Here is an 18,317-nt window from a genome sequence, read left to right as displayed (position 1 = left end):
TTTCGTTGCCAGTCAAATCTAGGTATTGAAAAATATTCGGCTTAATCTCACGCCGACGCGATCCCCAACCCGCACAAGGTCCCCCTGTGCAATCGTTGTGTCGTTGGCAACAACTTTTACTTCTGTATTGCTTTCGTTCAGGCTATCCGGAAGGTTCGCAATGGCACCCGGCCTCCAATTTGCGATCTCAGTCGCCGAAAGATTAGCTGAACCAAGCCGGAATGAAAGACCAATCTTCAACGGCGCTTCGGGCACAAACTTGCCTACTTCCTCAAGAAATTCGGGCAGTGCCGACTCACAATTGTCCAGCAAGGTCTCGCCTGCGTCCCGGCTCTTGAACAATAATTGCTTCAGGGGCACGGTTTTAGCGCAAGACCAGCCTTCATCGACCTCCTCGAATGCAAACACCCTGTCGCTTGCGATGACAGTTAGTTGGTCCGCGGCGGCGGCCTCGGAAATGAGAATGCAATCTCCCGGGGCCAGCTCGCAAATTTCCACCCACATAAGTTCCGCGGTGCCCACCAGACGCTCGACCTGAATGGGGATCATTCGACCCAGCTCAGCCCCGACCTTGTCAGCTTCCGGTACGCGCCCGGCAAGCTCGCGGCAGATCGCATTCGGAGCAATGCCGATGAAAAAAACCGTCTTCTCCTCGGGTTCCCGCCGCAAGGCGATCTCGAACCAGCTGAGGTCTTGTACCTGTTCGGCGGCCTCGACGTCCCCAAGAACGACATCCGCTCCGATGTCGAAACCCGTACCTATTTCGCTCTGAAGCGTATCCAGTATCGTCTGGATCATGCCCCGTCTCAGGGCGCCGGCCAGGTCCTCGGGCATGTCGCGAAGATCGGATACGGACAGGTCCGCCCCCGACAGTCTGCCAAACGGAAATTCCTCAATACCGATGTAGGCACGGACCTCGTCGCCGAACAGGACGGATGTCAGCACGCCGGGGGCAGGCAATCCCACGCGTGGTGTGAACGTGACACTTGCCCCGCCCGTAAGCGGGAGCGGCTGACCCGCACGGGACATCGCCGCGTTCCATAGGGAAACGTCGTCCGCTTTTATTTCGAATCTTGGAAGAGGCCAGTTTTCGAAGGACATCACGCCCCGCCCGCCGAAGGCCGCGATCGGATGAGCGGCTGCCCCGCGAGCAATTCGTTTTCGACAAAAACCTTTTCGCCGGCTTCGTCCGATTGCGAGACGGCCTGCAGGATCTTGATACGCCGGTTGGGCAGATGTCCCTGCAGAAGATGCCCGAGCTGTCCGGCGGCAAGCATCAGATCCTGACCGGCCTCTCCCGCGGGAAAGAACAACTTGACCGTCACTTGCGCGTCTGTAAAGCTCACCTCCAGCCGGCTTAGCCCCTGCGCGCCGGCATTTACGGGGATATTGAAATTCACGGGAGCATTGGAAACAACCGGCCCCGGCCTTTTCACCGATTCCAGCCTTGAAATTATTTTTTCATAAATTTGTTCGACTTGACTGTCGAGACCGGCCGGAGATGATTGCTGAGCCTTCGCCGGTGCGGAAATGCTTGTACCGCCTTGACGGGTCTCGAAAAGGACGATCATGGTTTCGTCACCACCTTCCCGCGTCCCGTCGCGATCGGCGCCGTCATCTTTGGCAAGCCCCATCATCACCTGAAAAAGAGCGCTGCTCTGGGATGACGCGATGCCCCCCCCCTTTTGAGAAGACAGCGCCCCTTCGCGGAATTCGCCCGAATTCTTCTTCGTGTCTTTCGCGCCGGCACTCCCCTTGCCGCCTTCTCCACGGTGAGACGCCCCGCCTTGCGCATTCGACGAAAAGCCCATACCTATACTGGGCATCCTCAGAAAAGCGGCCGGAACCAAAACATTATCTTTAGTCATCGGTGTCCTGAACTCCGGTTTGCAACGACATCTTCCAGCAGAGCCTCTTCATCCTTCTCGTTCAGGAGTGCAAGCTCGGCCCCTCGACCAGCGATCAAGGCATCATATTTTTCCCGGTTCCGCTGTGCTATTTGATACTTGCATTCCGTGATTGCCGCTTCTTCGGCCAGTTTTTCACGCTGCCGGGTTGAAAGATCGAGGTCTTCTTCCGTCTTCCTATGACGACGATGCAGTTCCGACAGCCTTTCGCCAAGAATATCTAGCTCATCCAAATCCACTATTTTATTCAACACTACATCGTAGGCACCGTCTTCCCGCTCCGGCAACTTTTTCCTGCTCTCCCTGAATTCCTTTTCCTTATTATTTCTTATTTTGTTCATTTCGAACAGATCGCTCTTCTTTGCTCGCATCAGCCTCAGGGCGGCAAATTCCCGCTTTTCCTTGACCTTTTGCAGAAGTTTCAGCTTTTCGATCAATCCAGGACGCTCCGCAGTCTATCGAGCGTTCCATCGATGTCCTCGAATGGCTCGTCACCCTGTCTAAGGAATTCGTTGATGTCCTGGATCTTGGCAACGGCAAGATCCGCTACAGGATCGCTCCCTGCTTGGTATTCACCAATTTTCACCAGCAACTCAACGTCAGAATAGGCGGCGAGCAGGTTCCTAGTGATTGCGGCCAGTTCCCTGTGCTCATCGCTGATGACCATGTCCATCACGCGGCTCTTGGAGTTCAGGATATCGATCGCCGGAAAATGGTGTGCGGCAGCCAGCTTGCTGGACAGGATGATATGGCCGTCGAGAATGGATCGAGTTTCGTCAGCGACCGGTTCATTCATATCATCACCTTCGACCAGAACAGTATACATCGCCGTGATCGATCCCTTGTCGTTCATGCCAACCCGCTCCAGGAGTTTGGGCAGGGAAGCAAAGACGGAAGGAGGGAAGCCCCTGCGTGTTGGCAATTCGCCAGCGGCCAACCCGATCTCGCGCAAGGCGCGCGCGAACCGCGTAACGGAATCCATCAGAAACAGGACCTTCTTGCCCTGATCGCGAAAATACTCCGCCACCGCAGTTGCGGCGTAGGAAGCTTTGACACGCTCCATGGGACTTTTGTCCGACGTGGAGACAACCAGCACGGTCCTCTTCATACCTTCCTGGCCAAGTTCGCGCTCGATAAATTCCTTTACCTCGCGGCCACGCTCGCCGACCATGGCCATTACGGTGACATCGACATCCGCATTTTTTACGAGCATTGAAAGAAGCGTCGATTTGCCAACGCCGGCGGCCGCGAAAATTCCTATACGCTGGCCTTCACCCAACGTCAGCAGGCCGTCTATGGCTCGTATCCCCGTGGTGACTGGCGCGTCGATGACCCGTCGCGTCATCGGGTTGGGCGGTTTCTGGTAAACCGGATAAAAGGTTTGAGGGCAACATTCGTCTGACTTGCCGTCTATGAAATTTCCAAAGCCGTCGATTACTCGCCCCAAAAGGTGTTCGCCGACGGGAACGCTTTGAACTTTTCCTGTCGGTCTAACCTCGGTTTGCGGAGAAACGCCCTGTGTTTCCCCGAAAGGATAGAGCAAGGCTTCGTTATTCGCGAAACCGACGACTTCGGCCTCAAGTTTCCTGCCGGTCGAGCGCGTATAAAGCTCTACGATTTCGCCAATTCTAACGTTGGAAACAACGGCATAGACGACCGTTCCGATTACCTTGCTTACCTTGCCGTTGACGGAATACAGGTTTTTCTTGTCCACGGCGGCGCCCAGACCGGATATTATCTCGGCAAATCTTTCATCGATACGTTCGCGTCTTTTCTCAATCGCCATTCTGTATTCAAGTTCGGTTGAGGAACTCATTGCTCCTCCTCCTGGAGAAGGGCGCCACCTGGAACCTCATCCTCATAAAGACTGTAGATATTTCTATCAATTGCGTCTTCCACTTCCGAAAGTTCGGTAAGAATGTCGCATTCTATACGCCCGGTTCCGGTTTCAAAGACTAGGTTTGGCGGTGGGATACTTGCGTCCTCGATCAGTTCGACCGACCTCTCTCCAGAGTACTTTTCCTCGAATGCCTGGGCAATTGGCGCTATGGATTCCATCATGGACGGGGCGAGGCGAATTTGTATGACCTGTTCTTCTCGCATTTGCCGCAACGCGCTTTTTGTTACGGAAACTGCCAGATCCGTTTCGTCAAATTCCGAAAGAATTTTCCGTACGCTGGATTTGACGAGAAAAGCCAGACGCTGCTCCATGCCCTGAAGCTTCTTGTCGATATAGACATGCTCCGCTAACAGGCATGTCAACGCTTCCCTTTGGGCCAGTTCCTTACCTTCGAGGTATCCACGCTCTTTTTCATGGTCGAATTCGGCCCGCGCGGCAGCGATTATTTCAGCGGCTTTTTCTTCAGCAGAGGTGACAATTTCAGTTGCTGACCAGAGGGCATCAAGATCCTTCGCCTTGATCACCCCCTCGCCTCGAACAACGGCAAGACCGATCTTTTGCGGATTGTACAGAAATTTCATCGTGCCCCTCCCCGATGCTTGAGCAGGTGAGTCACCTCACACATCTGTTGCTTCGTCATGGTTTGTTCCGTGACATGTCTGGAAACCGCCGATTTTGGAAATCGCAAGACAAACAGCGAGGAACAGATGCTGTCCGTATTCTTCAGAAAGGCGAATAGCGTCGACAATCCGAGCCAGACCACGGGGTTCAGGTCGCGAAAACTGTCATCCGCCGAAGCCGGCGACGGCATGCCCTCGAAGTCCGCCGCTTTCGGGTCCCCGGCAAGCAGGGCGTCGATCCGGATCTCTTTCCCCTTCTCGACCAAATGCGGATAGAGCACAGGCGCTTCCCTCAAGGACGTCAGAAAGGCCTGGGCCCCTATGTAATTCTCGATGAGATTCCGCCGGCTCTTTTTCACGCAATTGCGCAGATGATGGTAGAGGTGGATGGAGGCAACCTTGTTTGCCGTCGAAACAAGTAGTTCTTCCTGACTGGTGGCTAAGTCAAAAGCGATCTGATGCTCGTCGGAGCATTTCAGGCTCCGCAGCCAGGCTTCCGATAGGTCAAAAGTGTCTGTTCCCGCCTGACGTGCGATTATACGGTTGATGGACCTGGAAAAAGCCGGATGGGCGGCAAGGAGGCACACGGAACCGGCATCCAGAGAAGTGATCTCCAGATAGTCCTTGTGAATGAACCCGACCGGGTGCCTTAAATACATGGCAAGCTGAACGTTTCGTGTTAATACATCCTCATCCAGGTTGTAGCGACTGTTATTCATTCAAAAAATACCTAATACCGAAGAGTATTGACTTGGACCAGACAGAGCACCGACTTCCGATTTCCGGCCGCAGCGAAACACGGTGCGGCCCGCCCGATACGCAGGTACACCGGGTAAACCCTGCCGCCGTGGTCCCCCGCCAGACGGAGCCTACCGTCACCTTCCCGGCCCCCCCGCGCGTGGAATGAAAGCCATGAGGCGGTCTTTCGGCGACCGACATATGCCAGAATGCACCGCATAACGCAGGGCCCTTAGCCTGCCGGGTTAACCTCGCCCGCTTCCTGACGTTTCAACGTCCTGCGAACTCTGAGGAATGCGAACACAGCGGAAATATTGGTTGCCACAAGCAGGGCCAGAATAGTTGCGGTTACAGCAGCAATGCCCCAGAACTTGTCGATGTCGCTGGCGCGAACACCTAAGCCCGGAACCAGTTCGGTAACCGGTATTCGAACCTGCCCCCCGGAGATAATCTGAGGAGGCTCGGCCTCGACGAGTACTACCGTGACGCTGTCGTATTCGACACCCTGGATGGAATTGCTGACCAGGCGCCTGATCTGGGGCGTGATAAAATCAAGATCGACATTCTTGCTGTGCTTGATGAAAACAGCGGCAGATGATGGTACAATAACCTCGCCGAGTTCAGGTTTCTCCGGAAGAACGACATGCACCCGCGCCATAAGAACCCCGTCAATTTCGTTCAGGGTTCCGGACACCTCTTCTCCCAAGGCATGAATATAACGGACACGCTCCTCGAAGGGAGACGACATGATCCCGCTCTTCTGAAAGACGCTTCCGATGCTTTCCCGCTCCGTACGAGGAAAACCGTTTTCGGACAGAATCCCGATGGCCGGAGCCAAATCTGCCTCATCGACAAGCAGCGAGACCCCGTCGTCACCATCGTAGCGTTTCTCGACACTGATTCCGTTCGCCATCAGTACCGACAACATGCCATTCGCATCCTGCTCCGACAAACCCGTATAGAGGTCTTGCCGGCAACCGGAAACAAGAATACAGCCAAATAAAAATAGTATTCGAATTACGTATTTGCGCTTCTCAAAAATAGACATATTTATTACTTAGCCTTGTTTATTGACCCTTCATCAAAGTGTCGAAGGTCTGCGTGGATTTCCCGACGAGTTTTGACGTAACATCCATAAGCAAGGAATACTTGACTATTTCCATTTGTGTTTCCAAGAGTCTTTCCGTTCCGCTTACTGAAGCTGTCGAAGTTTCAGCCACCTTGTCCGCCTGTGCATCGAAGGCACCGCGCAACCAGCTCAGCCCGTCAAGGATGATGTCACCCTTGTTGTCTTCCACTCCGTCGGCTCGGGGGACAAATCCCACTTCGGAGGCGGATGCCCTGGCAGCGGCCTTGGCCGCGTCGGCAGCGGCCGAGATTTCGGCATAGGTATTCCCCGCGCCCGCGGCCTCGTCCGGGCGGATCGGTTCGCCCGGAACGCCGCCTTGCCGCCGCGGACCGGTTCCTCCTTCAGCCGTCTCCGCAACACTTGCCGGCCGCACAACCAGGTCAGCCTCAACCTCCGGCGCGGAGTGCGCCTGCGCCACCTTCATCGCGCCGACGAAACGATCGACCGACGATGCGGCCGCGCCGCCAGCGTCAGCCGCGACCTCCTCGCGCGGAAGAGGCATCTGCATCGAAAAACTTGCTACATCGCCGTTGGAAATCATCTCGCTAACACCTCAAAAACCCGAACAGGATAGACTAAACCTTCCAGCACCAGTTGCCGGCCACTTTCTTCCGGCACGAGCCGCCATCACCCGGCGACTCAGACAAAGCCGCGACGATACGGTACCCTCCCCGTCATTTCGAAGCCCCCCTCCGCAAGAACCCCCCGCGCAAGCTCCTCCAACGGGGTAGAAGGCGCAAGATCGACAACGGATTGCAGGACACTCCGCCCATTTCCGCACTCCCCCCGCAGGACGAGAGCAAGTCCGAGAAAGGCTCTGGAAGCGGCTGTTTTCGGCCCAGCCCGCAGGAACTGGATAGCCGCCTCCGCCTCACCTTGCGCGAGACACGCCAGAGCACCGCCGATATATCCAGCCTCCTGCTTCGGACGCACCAACCTAACCGCCTCGAAGACAGCTGCCGCGGCACAGGAATTACCCCGCGAGATCGCGACAAAACCGATATCAACAAATAAACGGAGTTCATCGGACGAAAAAATTTCACAAAATTCGAAGGGCTGCCTCATAATTTATATACAACTCGCCTTTTAAACCGCAATTGACCGAAGTATTTGGCAATTGTGCTTTGTAGAGGTAAAATCGGCGCCCTGCTGTGCTAAATAGCACACCCAATTACGCTGAAATGGTATTTTGTGCGTTTTTCGAAACAGCGTTTGGCCGATTTTCACAGATGTCCAGATTTTTAATGATTTTATCGCAGCGCAGCGACATTGTGCTTGCGTTCCTGTTGCTCAGCGTCGTGTTCATGATGATTCTGCCGCTGCCAACGCTGATGGTGGACAGCTTGATCGGCGTGAACCTGTGTATCTCGGCGATCCTGCTGATGGTCGCCGTTTACATTTCCGACGTCACGCAGTTTTCCGCGTTCCCCTCGATCCTTCTACTCACGACGCTGTTCCGGCTGGCCCTGTCCATTACCACGACCCGGCTCATCCTGCTTCAGGCGGATGCCGGACAGATTGTCGAGACCTTCGGAAACTTTGTCGTCTCAGGTAACCTCATCGTGGGAATTGTCATCTTCCTGATCGTCACCATTGTGAACTTCCTGGTCATTACCAAGGGTTCGGAACGCGTGGCGGAAGTCTCCGCGCGTTTTTCTCTGGACGCCTTGCCGGGCAAGCAGATGTCGATCGATTCCGACATCAGATCCGGCTTGATCGACATGGAGGAAGCCAAGCGGCGCCGAACGAAGCTGGGGAAGGAAAGTCAGCTGTACGGCGCTATGGACGGCGCTATGAAATTCGTGAAGGGCGATGCTATCGCGGGGCTGATTATCATTGCGGTCAACATCATCGGCGGCATCCTGATCGGCACAAACCAGCGCGGAATGAGCACATCGGAGGCGTTGGATATCTACGCGCTCCTGACGATCGGCGACGGGCTTGTCGCGCAGATCCCGGCACTCTTCATTTCCATCACCGCGGGCTTCATCGTCACTCGCGTGTCATCGGAAGAAAACACGGATCTGGGCAGCGATATAACCTACCAGTTGGTCAAGGAGCCCAAGGCCCTTTTGATCGCCAGCGGTATCCTGCTCGGTTTCGCGGCGATCCCCGGCTTTCCTCCAAGTGTTTTTCTGTCCCTTTCGTTCTTGTGTGGGGCGGGCGGCATCATCATTATACGCAACCGCAAGAATGTTCAGAAATCGAGAACATTGAACGATCTGCCCAGTTTCGCGCCGGCCGTTTTCGGCGATGGCAACGTGCCTTCGTTTCCTGAAGGGGACGATGCTCCGGGCGGAGCGGCCAAGGCCGTCACCTTCCAGCTGACGATTCCCCTCATGGTTGACATTTCCTCTGCCGTCCGCGGCGCGATTCGTCCCGAGGTGCTGGATCAGGAAGTTGCGCGCGTACGCAAGGCTCTCTATTTCGATCTCGGCGTGCCGTTTCCGGGCATCAACCTCAGGCTGAACGATAATCTGAGGGAAGGTGAATACAGGATCATGGTCAATGAAATCCCCGTTGCGGCGGGCCGGGCAAGACCCGGGTTCTTCATTGCCCGGGAAACTGAAGCTAATCTGGACATGTTCGGCATTCCCTATGAGGTCGGCGAGGCGTTTCTGCCGCGAACGAAAAGCCTATGGGTTGCCATGAAACACCAGACCACCGCGAAGAGCGCGGGCATTCAGGTGCTCACGCTGACCTCGATGCTGACCTTTCACCTCGCGCATGTGTTGAAGAGCCATGCCTCAGAATTCGTCGGTATCCAGGAGACCATGTATGTACTGAGTCAGATGGAGACGGATTTTGCCGAGCTGGTGAAAGAGGTCTCCCGCGTACTGCCGGTGACCACGATTGCCGACGTCCTGCAGCGGCTGGTGAGCGAGGAAATCTGCATCCGCGACACGCGCACGATCCTGCAGTGCCTGGTGGAATGGGGCGCCAAGGAAAAAGACCCCATCATGCTGACCGAGCATGTGCGGACCTCCCTCAGCCGTTATATCACCTACAAGTTTTCGGCCGGTCAGAACATCGTGCCGGCTTACCTCCTGTCAAAGGGCGTTGAGGATGAAATCCGCGCCGCGGTCCGGCAGACATCCGGCGCATCTTACCTGGCCCTGTCGCCCGAGTTGCACCGCCAGCTGGTGTCCTCGATCAAGCAGACGGTAACGGATCAGAGCCTGAACGCCACCCAGCCAGCGATCATCGCGCCGATGGATCTGCGCAGGTTCGTTCGCAAGATTGTCGAAAGGGACTTTCCCGACCTACCCGTCCTGTCGTTTCAGGAGCTTTCGGCGGACGTCAACATCCAGCCCCTGGACCGTATCAGCATAGACGATCAATCAGCCCTTCTGCAGATGGACGAATAACCCTCCCGGGGCAATCCCCCACACTGCGCTTTGCCTGTACAGTCGGGGGGGCATCGGATCGGCTCTGCGCCTCTCCGGATTTCGGGAGCGCCGGCCTTGGGTTATCAGCCCTGTGACGCCTGCCGTGATATTGTCGGCCGGTCGGAGCGGCGTTGAGGTGAGCCCCTTAATGCTTCAGATCCCAGACTGTATCCCACATTCATAATCACACCTAACTCTTCAGCATACCGAGACGCCAATGCAAAATTTTGTCTGTAGAGTGCTCGCGCCTGAGGACTCCGAAGCGTGGCAGAAATTGAGGCTGGAAGGCGCACGTGACTTTCCCTCGGGATTTCTGGTGACCTATGAGGAGACGGCTGCTGCCCGCCGCGATCATTGCCGCAAGATTCTGGCCGGCGGAAGCTTCCGTGGTGTCTTTACTGAAGAAAACCTTGTTGGACTCTGTGGTTATCGCCCTCAACAACTGAAACGCACCCAACATCGAGGTGTGATCGGGCCGTTTTTTGTTACTCGAAGCTACCAAGGCTCAGGTGCGGCAAAGGTACTAATGGCAGGTGTAATAGAAGAAGCAAAGAGCAACGGACTGGCCCAACTTGAACTCTTCGTTGATACTGAAAATCTTCGCGCGATGGCTTTCTACGAAAGGCAAGGTTTTGAGCGTGTGGCGACTCATTATGACAGCGTTAGGGTCGACGGAGAGTCTCGGAACGATCATTTATTCACGCTGCGTCTGTAACAATTTGGGCTCTTTCCAGACCTTAATTGCGATCGGCAGGAAGGACCGCAGCAGGCCGAAATCGACGTCAGCGAAGTAGATATCGGATACGGCAGACCTTCCGCGGCTACGCATGGCTGCATCGAGCCTACAGGGTTCAATGCCGCGCAGGCCACGAATGGCGGCTATCGACCTTTGGCGCTGGTCAGCTTTTGAGCTACGAGACAGTAGCTCATCGGAATCTGTGCGGCGCAACCCTCGTAAAGATCGTACTCCGGTTCACGGATGGTGTGCCCGTATTCCCTCAGTTCGACTATAGCAAGCGACCTTATCGCATTAATCGGGTTTCGTGCCTACCTGCTCGGCGTTCCTTGCTTCTGAAGTTTTGTGAATGCCGTTCAAACACCACGCATCTCGTCGCCACAAGTTTGCGAAATCTATGCATCGTGTAACGAACTGTCCCGAGTATACGGAAAGCCTGCGACGGCGTAGGGACATCACGGTCTGGGTTGATGAAAGCGTGGCGCATCACTGGGGTGTTGTGCGCACCGGAAAGCGTGGTCGGTCGGGGGTAATACACTGATCTTGCCGTCACGGTTTGCCCGGAAATCCGGTCCGTTTTCCATTTGGCCCTGCGGCAAACCCAAGGGTTTCTTCGTTCGCTGTTCCAGCTGATAAAGCTGGAACTGTCCGTTCCTGACTTTTTCACACTCTCGCGCCGAGCCGGCGGGCTTGAGCCTTTGCCGCGGGAACGATCCGAGGCGCCCGGGTTCCCTTGAGCTTGTGGTGGACAGCACCGGCCTGAAGGTCTTTGGGGCCGGAGAATGGCAGGAAACCAAACACGGCAAGGCGTCCAGGCGCCGCTCGTGGCGCAAGCTCCACTTGGGGCTGGATCTGGAGACAGGTCAGATCGAATGCAGTGAACTGACGACAGACGACATCGGCGATCCGTCGGCCGTGCCGGGTCTTTTGGACCAGACTGAAGAACCCGTGCGCCGCTTTCTTGCAGATGGTGCCTATGATGGCACCGCCACCCGGAACGAAATCACGCAGCGCTTTGCCGATGTGGAGATCCTCATCCGGCCGCCGAAGACGGCTGTTGCCGGCCCTGAGGCCGAGACCAACCCCACCGCGCGGGATCTGGATGTTCTGGCGATCAAGGCCCATGGCCGCATGGCCTGGCAAAAGAGCACCGGATATGACCAGTAAGCGCGAGTGGAAACGCAGATGGGCCGCTGGAAGTCGGTCATCGGGGAAAGGTTGAAATCACGTACCCTGGACAATCAGAGAACCGAGAGCCGGATCGGCGTCTCGGTCCTCAACAAGATGACTTCCCTCGGACACCCTACGTTCGAGCGTGTCTCATGATGCCAAAATCCGGGTAAGAGACCACTGCGGCCCGGCTCGTGATTTGCGCAACACGGTTCACCACAACAACGTCGGTTTTGGCTGCAAATTGGGACACCTCGATTGAGAGCAATTGGGGGAATGTGTATTAAATAATACACACCCTCGGATGAGGGGCTCCCATATAGAATAATCTACTTGAGAAGTTATACGGGTAGGCGTCGTCGTGACGAAATAATTGCAGATACCCACTTTGCTTGTTTGCTTGGCAACCGGCCCGTCGCTCGTCGGCGGGCTGTCGTTTTAGAGACTGCGGGGACAACTGCGTTCAAAGCACGAATTTCTGCAACAACGTCCCAGGGTTGACGCAATAACGTCGCACGAATGCGCTCCTCCAGTGTCATTCAGCACAGGGCTTTCCGGCCGCAATAAGCCATCTTCAAATCAACAGCTGGGCGAGGATCGAACGAGCAAAAATTGTCCTCCCAAGACCGTACACTAACAAGTTTTTGAAGAATTCGACCACTTGCCTCGGCGAGCAAATGCCGCCATCAGGCCGTCTAGAAGATGCGTTGCATGCATTCATATACCTTTTGGCTCAACAATATCCTGACTTTTGTCAGCGTCACGCTAATGCTTGGAGGAGTCCTTTCAGGGTGCGTTCAAGTCACGATGCCCTTGGGCAGCAGCAATGTGGACAAGCCGACGGTACTGACGAGATCAATTTCGTCTTCTGTCGATCAAGTCCATGATGACATCAATGCCGATGATCGGGCTGTCATAGCGCACAACCTTGATACGATCGGTTCGCAGCTCGACACCGGTGTTGACGATCAGGATGCTCTTCTGTCGTGGTTTAACCCGATCAGCGGAAATTCGGGCTCGTTGTCGAAGATTGATGCCAATGGCTTTTGGGAAACAGGGTGTCTGTCTTTCCAGACAACGGCCAACACGATCACCGGCATCCGTATTTACACCGGAACCGTCTGCAGGGACGTCACTCGGAAATTCGCCGTGACCACGCTCAGTGTCACTGATGTTTGATTGCCCGGCTAAATCCGCGCGACCGGTCCTCCAGAGTGAGCGATGTTTGGATCACACCTTGGCGGCGTAATTCCACGGCACCGTGTTGCGCAAATCACGAGCCGGGCCGCAGTGGTCTCTTACCCGGATTTTGGCATCATGAGACACGCTCGAACGTAGGGTGTCCGAGGGAAGTCATCTTGTTGAGGACCGAGACGCCGATCCGGCTCTCGGTTCTCTGATTGTCCAGGGTACGTGATTTCAACCTTTCCCCGATGACCGACTTCCAGCGGCCCATCTGCGTTTCCACTCGCGCTTACTGGTCATATCCGGTGCTCTTTTGCCAGGCCATGCGGCCATGGGCCTTGATCGCCAGAACATCCAGATCCCGCGCGGTGGGGTTGGTCTCGGCCTCAGGGCCGGCAACAGCCGTCTTCGGCGGCCGGATGAGGATCTCCACATCGGCAAAGCGCTGCGTGATTTCGTTCCGGGTGGCGGTGCCATCATAGGCACCATCTGCAAGAAAGCGGCGCACGGGTTCTTCAGTCTGGTCCAAAAGACCCGGCACGGCCGACGGATCGCCGATGTCGTCTGTCGTCAGTTCACTGCATTCGATCTGACCTGTCTCCAGATCCAGCCCCAAGTGGAGCTTGCGCCACGAGCGGCGCCTGGACGCCTTGCCGTGTTTGGTTTCCTGCCATTCTCCGGCCCCAAAGACCTTCAGGCCGGTGCTGTCCACCACAAGCTCAAGGGAACCCGGGCGCCTCGGATCGTTCCCGCGGCAAAGGCTCAAGCCCGCCGGCTCGGCGCGAGAGTGTGAAAAAGTCAGGAACGGACAGTTCCAGCTTTATCAGCTGGAACAGCGAACGAAGAAACCCTTGGGTTTGCCGCAGGGCCAAATGGAAAACGGACCGGATTTCCGGGCAAACCGTGACGGCAAGATCAGTGTATTACCCCCGACCGACCACGCTTTCCGGTGCGCACAACACCCCAGTGATGCGCCACGCTTTCATCAACCCAGACCGTGATGTCCCTACGCCGTCGCAGGCTTTCATTGGTGACGTCCCCGGACGTGGTTTAGCTTTGGGTGGTCATCGGTTTTTTCGGTAAGGTCGGGTTGCGACCACCAACCTTCCCCAGGTACGACACCCGATGACCAACCCCATGATGGCCCTGCGCGCGCTCGTGGAAAAGATCGCCGATGCTGACCTGCTTCGAGAAAAGATCGGATTTGCGGCGGAGCGGCTTATGGAGCTCGAAGTCGGCGCCAGGACCGGTGCTGATTATGGCGAGAAGAGCACAGACCGTCAGGCGCAGCGCAACGGATACCGTGACCGGGACTGGCAGACCCGTGCGGGCAGCGTTGAGTTGCGCATTCCCCGGCTTCGCACGGGGTCCTACTTCCCGTCTTTCCTTGAGCCGAGGCGATCCGTGGAGAAGGCCCTGACGGCTGTGATCCAGGAGGCCTATGTTCATGGCGTGTCTACGCGATCGATGGACGATCTGGTGCAGGCAATGGGCGGGACCGGGATCTCGAAAAGCCAGGTCAGCCGTTTGTGCGAAGACATCGATGAACGTGTTGATGCTTTCCTGACCTGACCCATCGAGGGCGACTGGCCCTACCTGTGGATCGACGCCACCTACCTGAAGGTCCGCCAGGGAGGGCGCATCGTGAGCGTCGCAGTCACACTGGCGGTGGGGGTGAACACGGACGGGCGCCACGAGGTGCTGGGCATGGCGATCGGCGCCTCTGAGGCTGAGCCCTTCTGGACCAAGTTTCTGCGAGATCTCATGCGCCGGGGCCTGTGCGGCGTGAAGCTGGTGATCTCAGACGCGCATGAAGGCATCACCGCGACGTTTCTTCGGTTGACCGCCGATAAAGAAATGATCGACCTCTACCGTTCCCTCCAACATGTGCTCGCGAGCAACCATCAGACGCAAGGCATGTCCCATCCGCCAGACCGTCGGCTGGCTGACACCCAAAGCCTCAGCCAGTCGAACCGAAGACATGCCTTTGTCCGATTGCAGAATGAGCCACACGCCTTTCAGCCACACACTCAAGGGAAGCTTGGTGGGGTGCTGCGGCGTGTGCCTTGTCGCAGTGAACTGGATGCGGCAATTGCCGTTGGAACACTGATAAAGACCTGGACGAGCCCGGCGCTTTCCCATGTCACGGGCGGCAATCTAAAAGGAGCGTTCATAGCCACACGCCGGGCCGATCCGTCCATTCGGCCAAACCATCGCTTCCACCAAACGCCGACAACGCGCTTCGTCATGTCGTCGACAGTTCGGATCACCGAAAGCACAGCCAGCACGTCTTCAGACATCGAAATCTCCTTCAAAACCTGTCTGAAGAATCTCATCTAAACAGAGCCAATGCAAAAAATCGCTGTCTTTGGATGATAAAGGCCGCGCAGAATTTCGAGCAAATCTTGTTCTAACCCCAGTGTACCGACCAAACCGCAGAACTCGATCAGAGTGTGCCAATCCCGGCAATTGCGGGCCAGTCGCAATGCTTCGATCGCCAGCACGGCACCCACCCAGCCTTCGCAGATCGCCACCAGCAGCTTCTCGAATCCGGGGCGGTTGATACCGGATCCTGAACGGCCCAGGTCGTCGTCAATGACGACGACGTTACTCCTGCCAAGGGCACGGGCGCGCTCGAGTAGACCGTATTGGCGGCGTTGGCTCTCGCGATTGTTGACAAGTTGGTCAGCTGTGGACTGGCGAACATAGACATAGGCGCCGCGTTCCAGGTGCTCAGGCATGACATTCATGATCCGCCTCCCTGGCCTTCTTCGCCGCTTCCGTGAGCAGGGCCTCGATCAATGACAGGAGGTGCTGGCCGATGTCGCTCGAAAGTTCCCGTGGCGCGGTCGGCGCTGCAAACAGATCCGGTTGGACGGAAATAGGTTGCCTTTGCTGCATAGCTTTCTCCTCCACGGCGTGAGACGCCGTCGAGCAAGCTTAAACAAGTGTCGATCTCGCGACGCAGATCGCGCAAGCAGGAAAGGGAAAGGCGTGGCGCCTCGACGAGCACCATTGCGACCGCGGGCTCTTTGGTCATCCAGATCGGTACCAGCGCCAAGCTGCCATCCGGCTGCCGGCCTACATACGCCGGCTCGCCGCAATAACGCTGCCGACCGACGACACAAATCTCCTCGCTAAACCGTGGATGAAACGTGTAACAAACAATCTTCGTTGTGTCTTCTTGCTGAAAACGGGCATTATAAGCCCCTTCCACCGGGCGGCGGTAAGAGCCATCTCGCCGCGGCCATCGGGCTCGCGCTCATCGAAAATGGCTGGCGGGTCCTCTTCATATGACCACTGATCTCGTTCAGAAGCTTCAGATCGCCCGCCGCGAGTTGCAGCTCGCATCCGTCATTAACAAGCTCGACAAGTTCGACCTGCTTATTCGCGACGATCTCACCTACGTCGCCAAGGACCAGGCTGAAACCAGCGTGCTGTTCGAGCTCATCTCCGCACGGTATGAACGCAAGTCCATCCTGATCACCGCCCATCAGCCCTTCGGCGAGTGGAACAAGGTCTTTCCTGACCCCGCCATGACGCTCGCTGCCGTCGACCGCCTTGTACACCACGCCACAATCTTCGAGATGAACTTCGAGAGCTACAGGCGCAGATCCGCCATGGAAGCAAAGCGTAAGCGCGGAAGGCCGGTGGCCTACGCGACAATCACAGGACGAATAACAGCTTGCCAGCGACAGGCTAATCCGTTTTCTCAAAAACATCGCGACGCCAGATCGCGACCCGAACGCAGTGCGTCCTGGGCCATCTTGAAGGCCGGATCGGCCTATGCAATCAAATCCTACGTCAGTTCAACGGCTTGCACCACATCCGCCAACCCGCCGTCAATTATGCGGGCTAGTTGAGTTGATCTTGGCTGCTTCATTTGTGAAGGTAATCACTTTTTCAGCCATGACTTGTGACGGTTTGCAAAACCAAAAAAATTCAATTCCCCTTGGACATTCAGAGAATTGAGGTCCGGATCGGCTTCTCGGTCCTCAACAAGAGTACTTCCCTCGGGCAGAGACGTTGCTATAATGGTCCCGTCGATCAGACGAAACCTGACCAAGGACCGCGCCGCAGGAATGGCTACAGACAGCTCCCACGATAAATACAAGTTGCTCGGGAACAGTTTTATTTTCGATGCGCTCGACGCCCAGGCGCGCGAAGACCTCGCCCGCTTTGCCTTTCTGAAGAAGTTCTCCGCGGGTGAGGTGATTTTCACGATGGGTACTCTGGGCCAGAGCATGATGGCCATAGCGGAAGGCACGGTGCGCGTCAGCATGTTCACTCCCAGCGGAGGCGAGGTCACTCTTACCGATCTGAAGACCGGCGATGTCTTTGGGGAAATCGCCTTACTGGACGGACAGGAACGGTCCGCTAGCGTCAAAGCCCTGACGAATTGCACCGTTGTCGTTCTGGAAAGACGAAACTTTCTTGAAGTTCTGCGGAGAGATTCGAACCTGTCGATCAAGCTCATCGAACTGCTGTGCCAAAGGGTGAGGCGCTCCGACGAGCGTATGATCGAAGGCACGTTTCTGGAACTGCCGGCGCGCCTTGCGAAGCTGATCTTGCGGCTGTCCGCCCCCGTTTCCGAAGAACGACCCCTGAAAAAACTATCTCAATCCCAGTCCGAACTGGCGGGAATGATCGGCAATACGCGTGAGAACGTGAACAGGTGCTTGCGGAAATGGCAAAAGGCCAACCTTGTGAACATGCAGGACGGATGGCTGTTCCTCCTCGACAGGCCAGGTCTGATGAAGCTCGCCGACCCGGACGGGGAGGCCTGACGGCATTGTTGCATAAAATCGGCACCGCGCTTCCCGCACGCGGTGGATCCAGAAGGGGATTGCCATTTGTGGACAGCTCCGGTTTTGCAAGAGTTTTCTTCCGTGATTGCGATCATGTTGCGAGCGGTCATTTGTCCGGCCTCACATGATGATTCTCCTGTCAATGGTTTTCGCATTTGTGATCCGAGGTGAGCTCTCTTCCTGCAGGACCTGCCTGCTAACCTCACATCCGGCGGGGTGATAGTCCCAACCACGGTCCCTCATTCGGGACTGGAGAGCTTCTAAGGAACGGCACCACTCTGTGAAGACGGCACTAATGTGCCACGCCGGACAACGGCGACGTTCACTCGGTCACCGGGCTGCAATGCCGTCGCAGTGCGGCCCGATCCCGATAATTATACGGCAGGTTTCATCGTCGCTCCTTCGGGTACGACGCCATCGACAGCGAACCGCCACAGAGCGATCAGCAACTTGCGAGCGAGGGCGACAACCATCACCTTGCGAACCCGCCGCCCGGTAGAGCCCGTGCGCTCACGGAACCAGGTAACCCTGGGGGGAGCCGGGTTGGTAACGTTGCCAGAGCCAGGCCAACTCCACCATCACAGTCCGAAGCCTTCGGTTTCCGGCTTTGCCAATCCCTTGTTCACGCTCTACCCCGCCGTTGCTGTAAGGGGTCGCGGTTAGGCCCGCGTATGATCCGAGCCCATTGCCATTGGCGAAGCGACGGACGAAGGCCTCACGCACCAGAACGGTGGC

Annotated in this window: 17 protein-coding genes and 5 pseudogenes; 8 read left to right on the top strand and 14 right to left on the bottom strand. The window is 56.4% G+C overall.

Annotated features, from left to right (window positions below; all coding sequences use genetic code 11):
- Nucleotides 1-18: 18 nt before the first annotated feature.
- The 8 genes from SIAM614_RS24145 to sctI form a co-directional block, all read right to left on the bottom strand.
- Nucleotides 19-1,101, bottom strand: coding sequence for a FliM/FliN family flagellar motor switch protein (locus SIAM614_RS24145; RefSeq protein WP_006938575.1), 1,083 nt, complete (start codon nucleotides 1,099-1,101; stop codon nucleotides 19-21).
- On the bottom strand, nucleotides 1,101-1,811 hold the full coding sequence (locus SIAM614_RS24140; protein ID WP_006938574.1) for a hypothetical protein: 711 nt from the start codon (nucleotides 1,809-1,811) through the stop codon (nucleotides 1,101-1,103). Before SIAM614_RS24140 ends, SIAM614_RS24145 begins: the two co-directional genes overlap by 1 nt.
- Nucleotides 1,812-1,864: 53 nt before the next feature.
- A complete protein-coding gene (sctO, locus tag SIAM614_RS24135) occupies nucleotides 1,865-2,344 on the bottom strand; it encodes a type III secretion system stalk subunit SctO (RefSeq protein ID WP_006938573.1) in 480 nt (159 codons plus the stop codon).
- Nucleotides 2,341-3,693, bottom strand: a complete 1,353-nt coding sequence (gene sctN, locus SIAM614_RS24130; protein ID WP_040441028.1) for a type III secretion system ATPase SctN — start codon at nucleotides 3,691-3,693, stop codon at nucleotides 2,341-2,343. Before sctN ends, sctO begins: the two co-directional genes overlap by 4 nt.
- 26 nt (nucleotides 3,694-3,719) lie before the next feature.
- Nucleotides 3,720-4,388: a type III secretion system stator protein SctL gene (sctL, locus tag SIAM614_RS24125; RefSeq protein WP_006938571.1), complete on the bottom strand. Its 669-nt coding sequence runs from the start codon at nucleotides 4,386-4,388 to the stop codon at nucleotides 3,720-3,722.
- On the bottom strand, nucleotides 4,385-5,146 hold the full coding sequence (locus SIAM614_RS24120; RefSeq protein ID WP_157140053.1) for a hypothetical protein: 762 nt from the start codon (nucleotides 5,144-5,146) through the stop codon (nucleotides 4,385-4,387). The genes sctL and SIAM614_RS24120 overlap by 4 nt, the downstream gene beginning before the upstream one ends.
- 251 nt (nucleotides 5,147-5,397) lie before the next feature.
- Nucleotides 5,398-6,213: a type III secretion system inner membrane ring lipoprotein SctJ gene (sctJ, locus tag SIAM614_RS24115; protein ID WP_081455335.1), complete on the bottom strand. Its 816-nt coding sequence runs from the start codon at nucleotides 6,211-6,213 to the stop codon at nucleotides 5,398-5,400.
- A gap of 19 nt (nucleotides 6,214-6,232) precedes the next feature.
- On the bottom strand, nucleotides 6,233-6,835 hold the full coding sequence (gene sctI, locus SIAM614_RS24110; RefSeq protein ID WP_006938568.1) for a type III secretion system inner rod subunit SctI: 603 nt from the start codon (nucleotides 6,833-6,835) through the stop codon (nucleotides 6,233-6,235).
- Nucleotides 6,836-7,538: 703 nt separating this feature from the next.
- Here sctI and sctV point away from each other — a divergent pair.
- The 5 genes from sctV to SIAM614_RS24080 all read left to right on the top strand — a co-directional run bounded on the left by sctV (nucleotide 7,539) and on the right by SIAM614_RS24080 (nucleotide 12,768).
- On the top strand, nucleotides 7,539-9,662 hold the full coding sequence (gene sctV, locus SIAM614_RS24100; protein ID WP_006938566.1) for a type III secretion system export apparatus subunit SctV: 2,124 nt from the start codon (nucleotides 7,539-7,541) through the stop codon (nucleotides 9,660-9,662).
- A gap of 238 nt (nucleotides 9,663-9,900) precedes the next feature.
- Nucleotides 9,901-10,398, top strand: a complete 498-nt coding sequence (locus tag SIAM614_RS31335; RefSeq protein ID WP_081455334.1) for a GNAT family N-acetyltransferase — start codon at nucleotides 9,901-9,903, stop codon at nucleotides 10,396-10,398.
- 605 nt (nucleotides 10,399-11,003) lie between these two features.
- On the top strand, nucleotides 11,004-11,156 hold the full coding sequence (locus SIAM614_RS33045) for a transposase (RefSeq protein WP_229598007.1): 153 nt from the start codon (nucleotides 11,004-11,006) through the stop codon (nucleotides 11,154-11,156).
- A 7-nt stretch (nucleotides 11,157-11,163) separates the two neighbouring features.
- Entirely contained in the window at nucleotides 11,164-11,586 is a 423-nt protein-coding gene (locus SIAM614_RS33040; protein WP_157140052.1) for a transposase, read from the top strand.
- Between the two features lie 714 nt (nucleotides 11,587-12,300).
- Nucleotides 12,301-12,768 carry an RT0821/Lpp0805 family surface protein gene (locus SIAM614_RS24080; protein WP_208984092.1) on the top strand — a complete coding sequence of 156 codons (468 nt, stop codon included), beginning with the start codon at nucleotides 12,301-12,303 and terminating at the stop codon, nucleotides 12,766-12,768.
- Between the two features lie 295 nt (nucleotides 12,769-13,063).
- On the opposite strand, the gene SIAM614_RS30800 is transcribed toward SIAM614_RS24080, so the two are convergent.
- Nucleotides 13,064-13,486 carry a transposase gene (locus SIAM614_RS30800; protein ID WP_157140052.1) on the bottom strand — a complete coding sequence of 141 codons (423 nt, stop codon included), beginning with the start codon at nucleotides 13,484-13,486 and terminating at the stop codon, nucleotides 13,064-13,066.
- Nucleotides 13,487-13,493: 7 nt separating this feature from the next.
- Nucleotides 13,494-13,685, bottom strand: a pseudogene (locus tag SIAM614_RS33565) (transposase); the annotation flags it as partial.
- A gap of 214 nt (nucleotides 13,686-13,899) precedes the next feature.
- Between SIAM614_RS33565 and SIAM614_RS24065 the strand changes: the two are divergent.
- Nucleotides 13,900-14,616 (top strand): annotated as a pseudogene (locus SIAM614_RS24065) (IS256 family transposase); the annotation flags it as partial.
- Here SIAM614_RS24065 and SIAM614_RS31325 read toward each other — a convergent pair.
- The 3 genes and pseudogenes from SIAM614_RS31325 to SIAM614_RS32170 all read right to left on the bottom strand — a co-directional run.
- Nucleotides 14,608-15,074 (bottom strand): annotated as a pseudogene (locus tag SIAM614_RS31325) (transposase); the annotation flags it as partial. The pseudogenes SIAM614_RS24065 and SIAM614_RS31325 sit on opposite strands and share 9 nt — an antisense overlap.
- Before the next feature lie 36 nt (nucleotides 15,075-15,110).
- Nucleotides 15,111-15,524: a recombinase family protein gene (locus SIAM614_RS24060; protein WP_081455332.1), complete on the bottom strand. Its 414-nt coding sequence runs from the start codon at nucleotides 15,522-15,524 to the stop codon at nucleotides 15,111-15,113.
- Nucleotides 15,508-15,675: a hypothetical protein gene (locus SIAM614_RS32170; RefSeq protein ID WP_006938557.1), complete on the bottom strand. Its 168-nt coding sequence runs from the start codon at nucleotides 15,673-15,675 to the stop codon at nucleotides 15,508-15,510. The genes SIAM614_RS24060 and SIAM614_RS32170 overlap by 17 nt, the downstream gene beginning before the upstream one ends.
- Before the next feature lie 312 nt (nucleotides 15,676-15,987).
- On the opposite strand from SIAM614_RS32170, the pseudogene SIAM614_RS33035 reads away from it, so the two are divergent.
- Nucleotides 15,988-16,442: pseudogene (locus SIAM614_RS33035) on the top strand (ATP-binding protein); the annotation flags it as partial.
- 414 nt (nucleotides 16,443-16,856) lie between these two features.
- Nucleotides 16,857-17,561: a Crp/Fnr family transcriptional regulator gene (locus SIAM614_RS24050; protein WP_050789484.1), complete on the top strand. Its 705-nt coding sequence runs from the start codon at nucleotides 16,857-16,859 to the stop codon at nucleotides 17,559-17,561.
- A 395-nt stretch (nucleotides 17,562-17,956) separates the two neighbouring features.
- Here the strand turns inward: SIAM614_RS24050 and SIAM614_RS32165 are convergent.
- Nucleotides 17,957-18,317, bottom strand: a pseudogene (locus tag SIAM614_RS32165) (transposase); the annotation flags it as partial.

Source organism: Roseibium aggregatum IAM 12614, assembly GCF_000168975.1.
Taxonomy (GTDB): domain Bacteria; phylum Pseudomonadota; class Alphaproteobacteria; order Rhizobiales; family Stappiaceae; genus Roseibium; species Roseibium aggregatum.
This window is presented reverse-complemented; position numbering and strand designations above follow the sequence as displayed.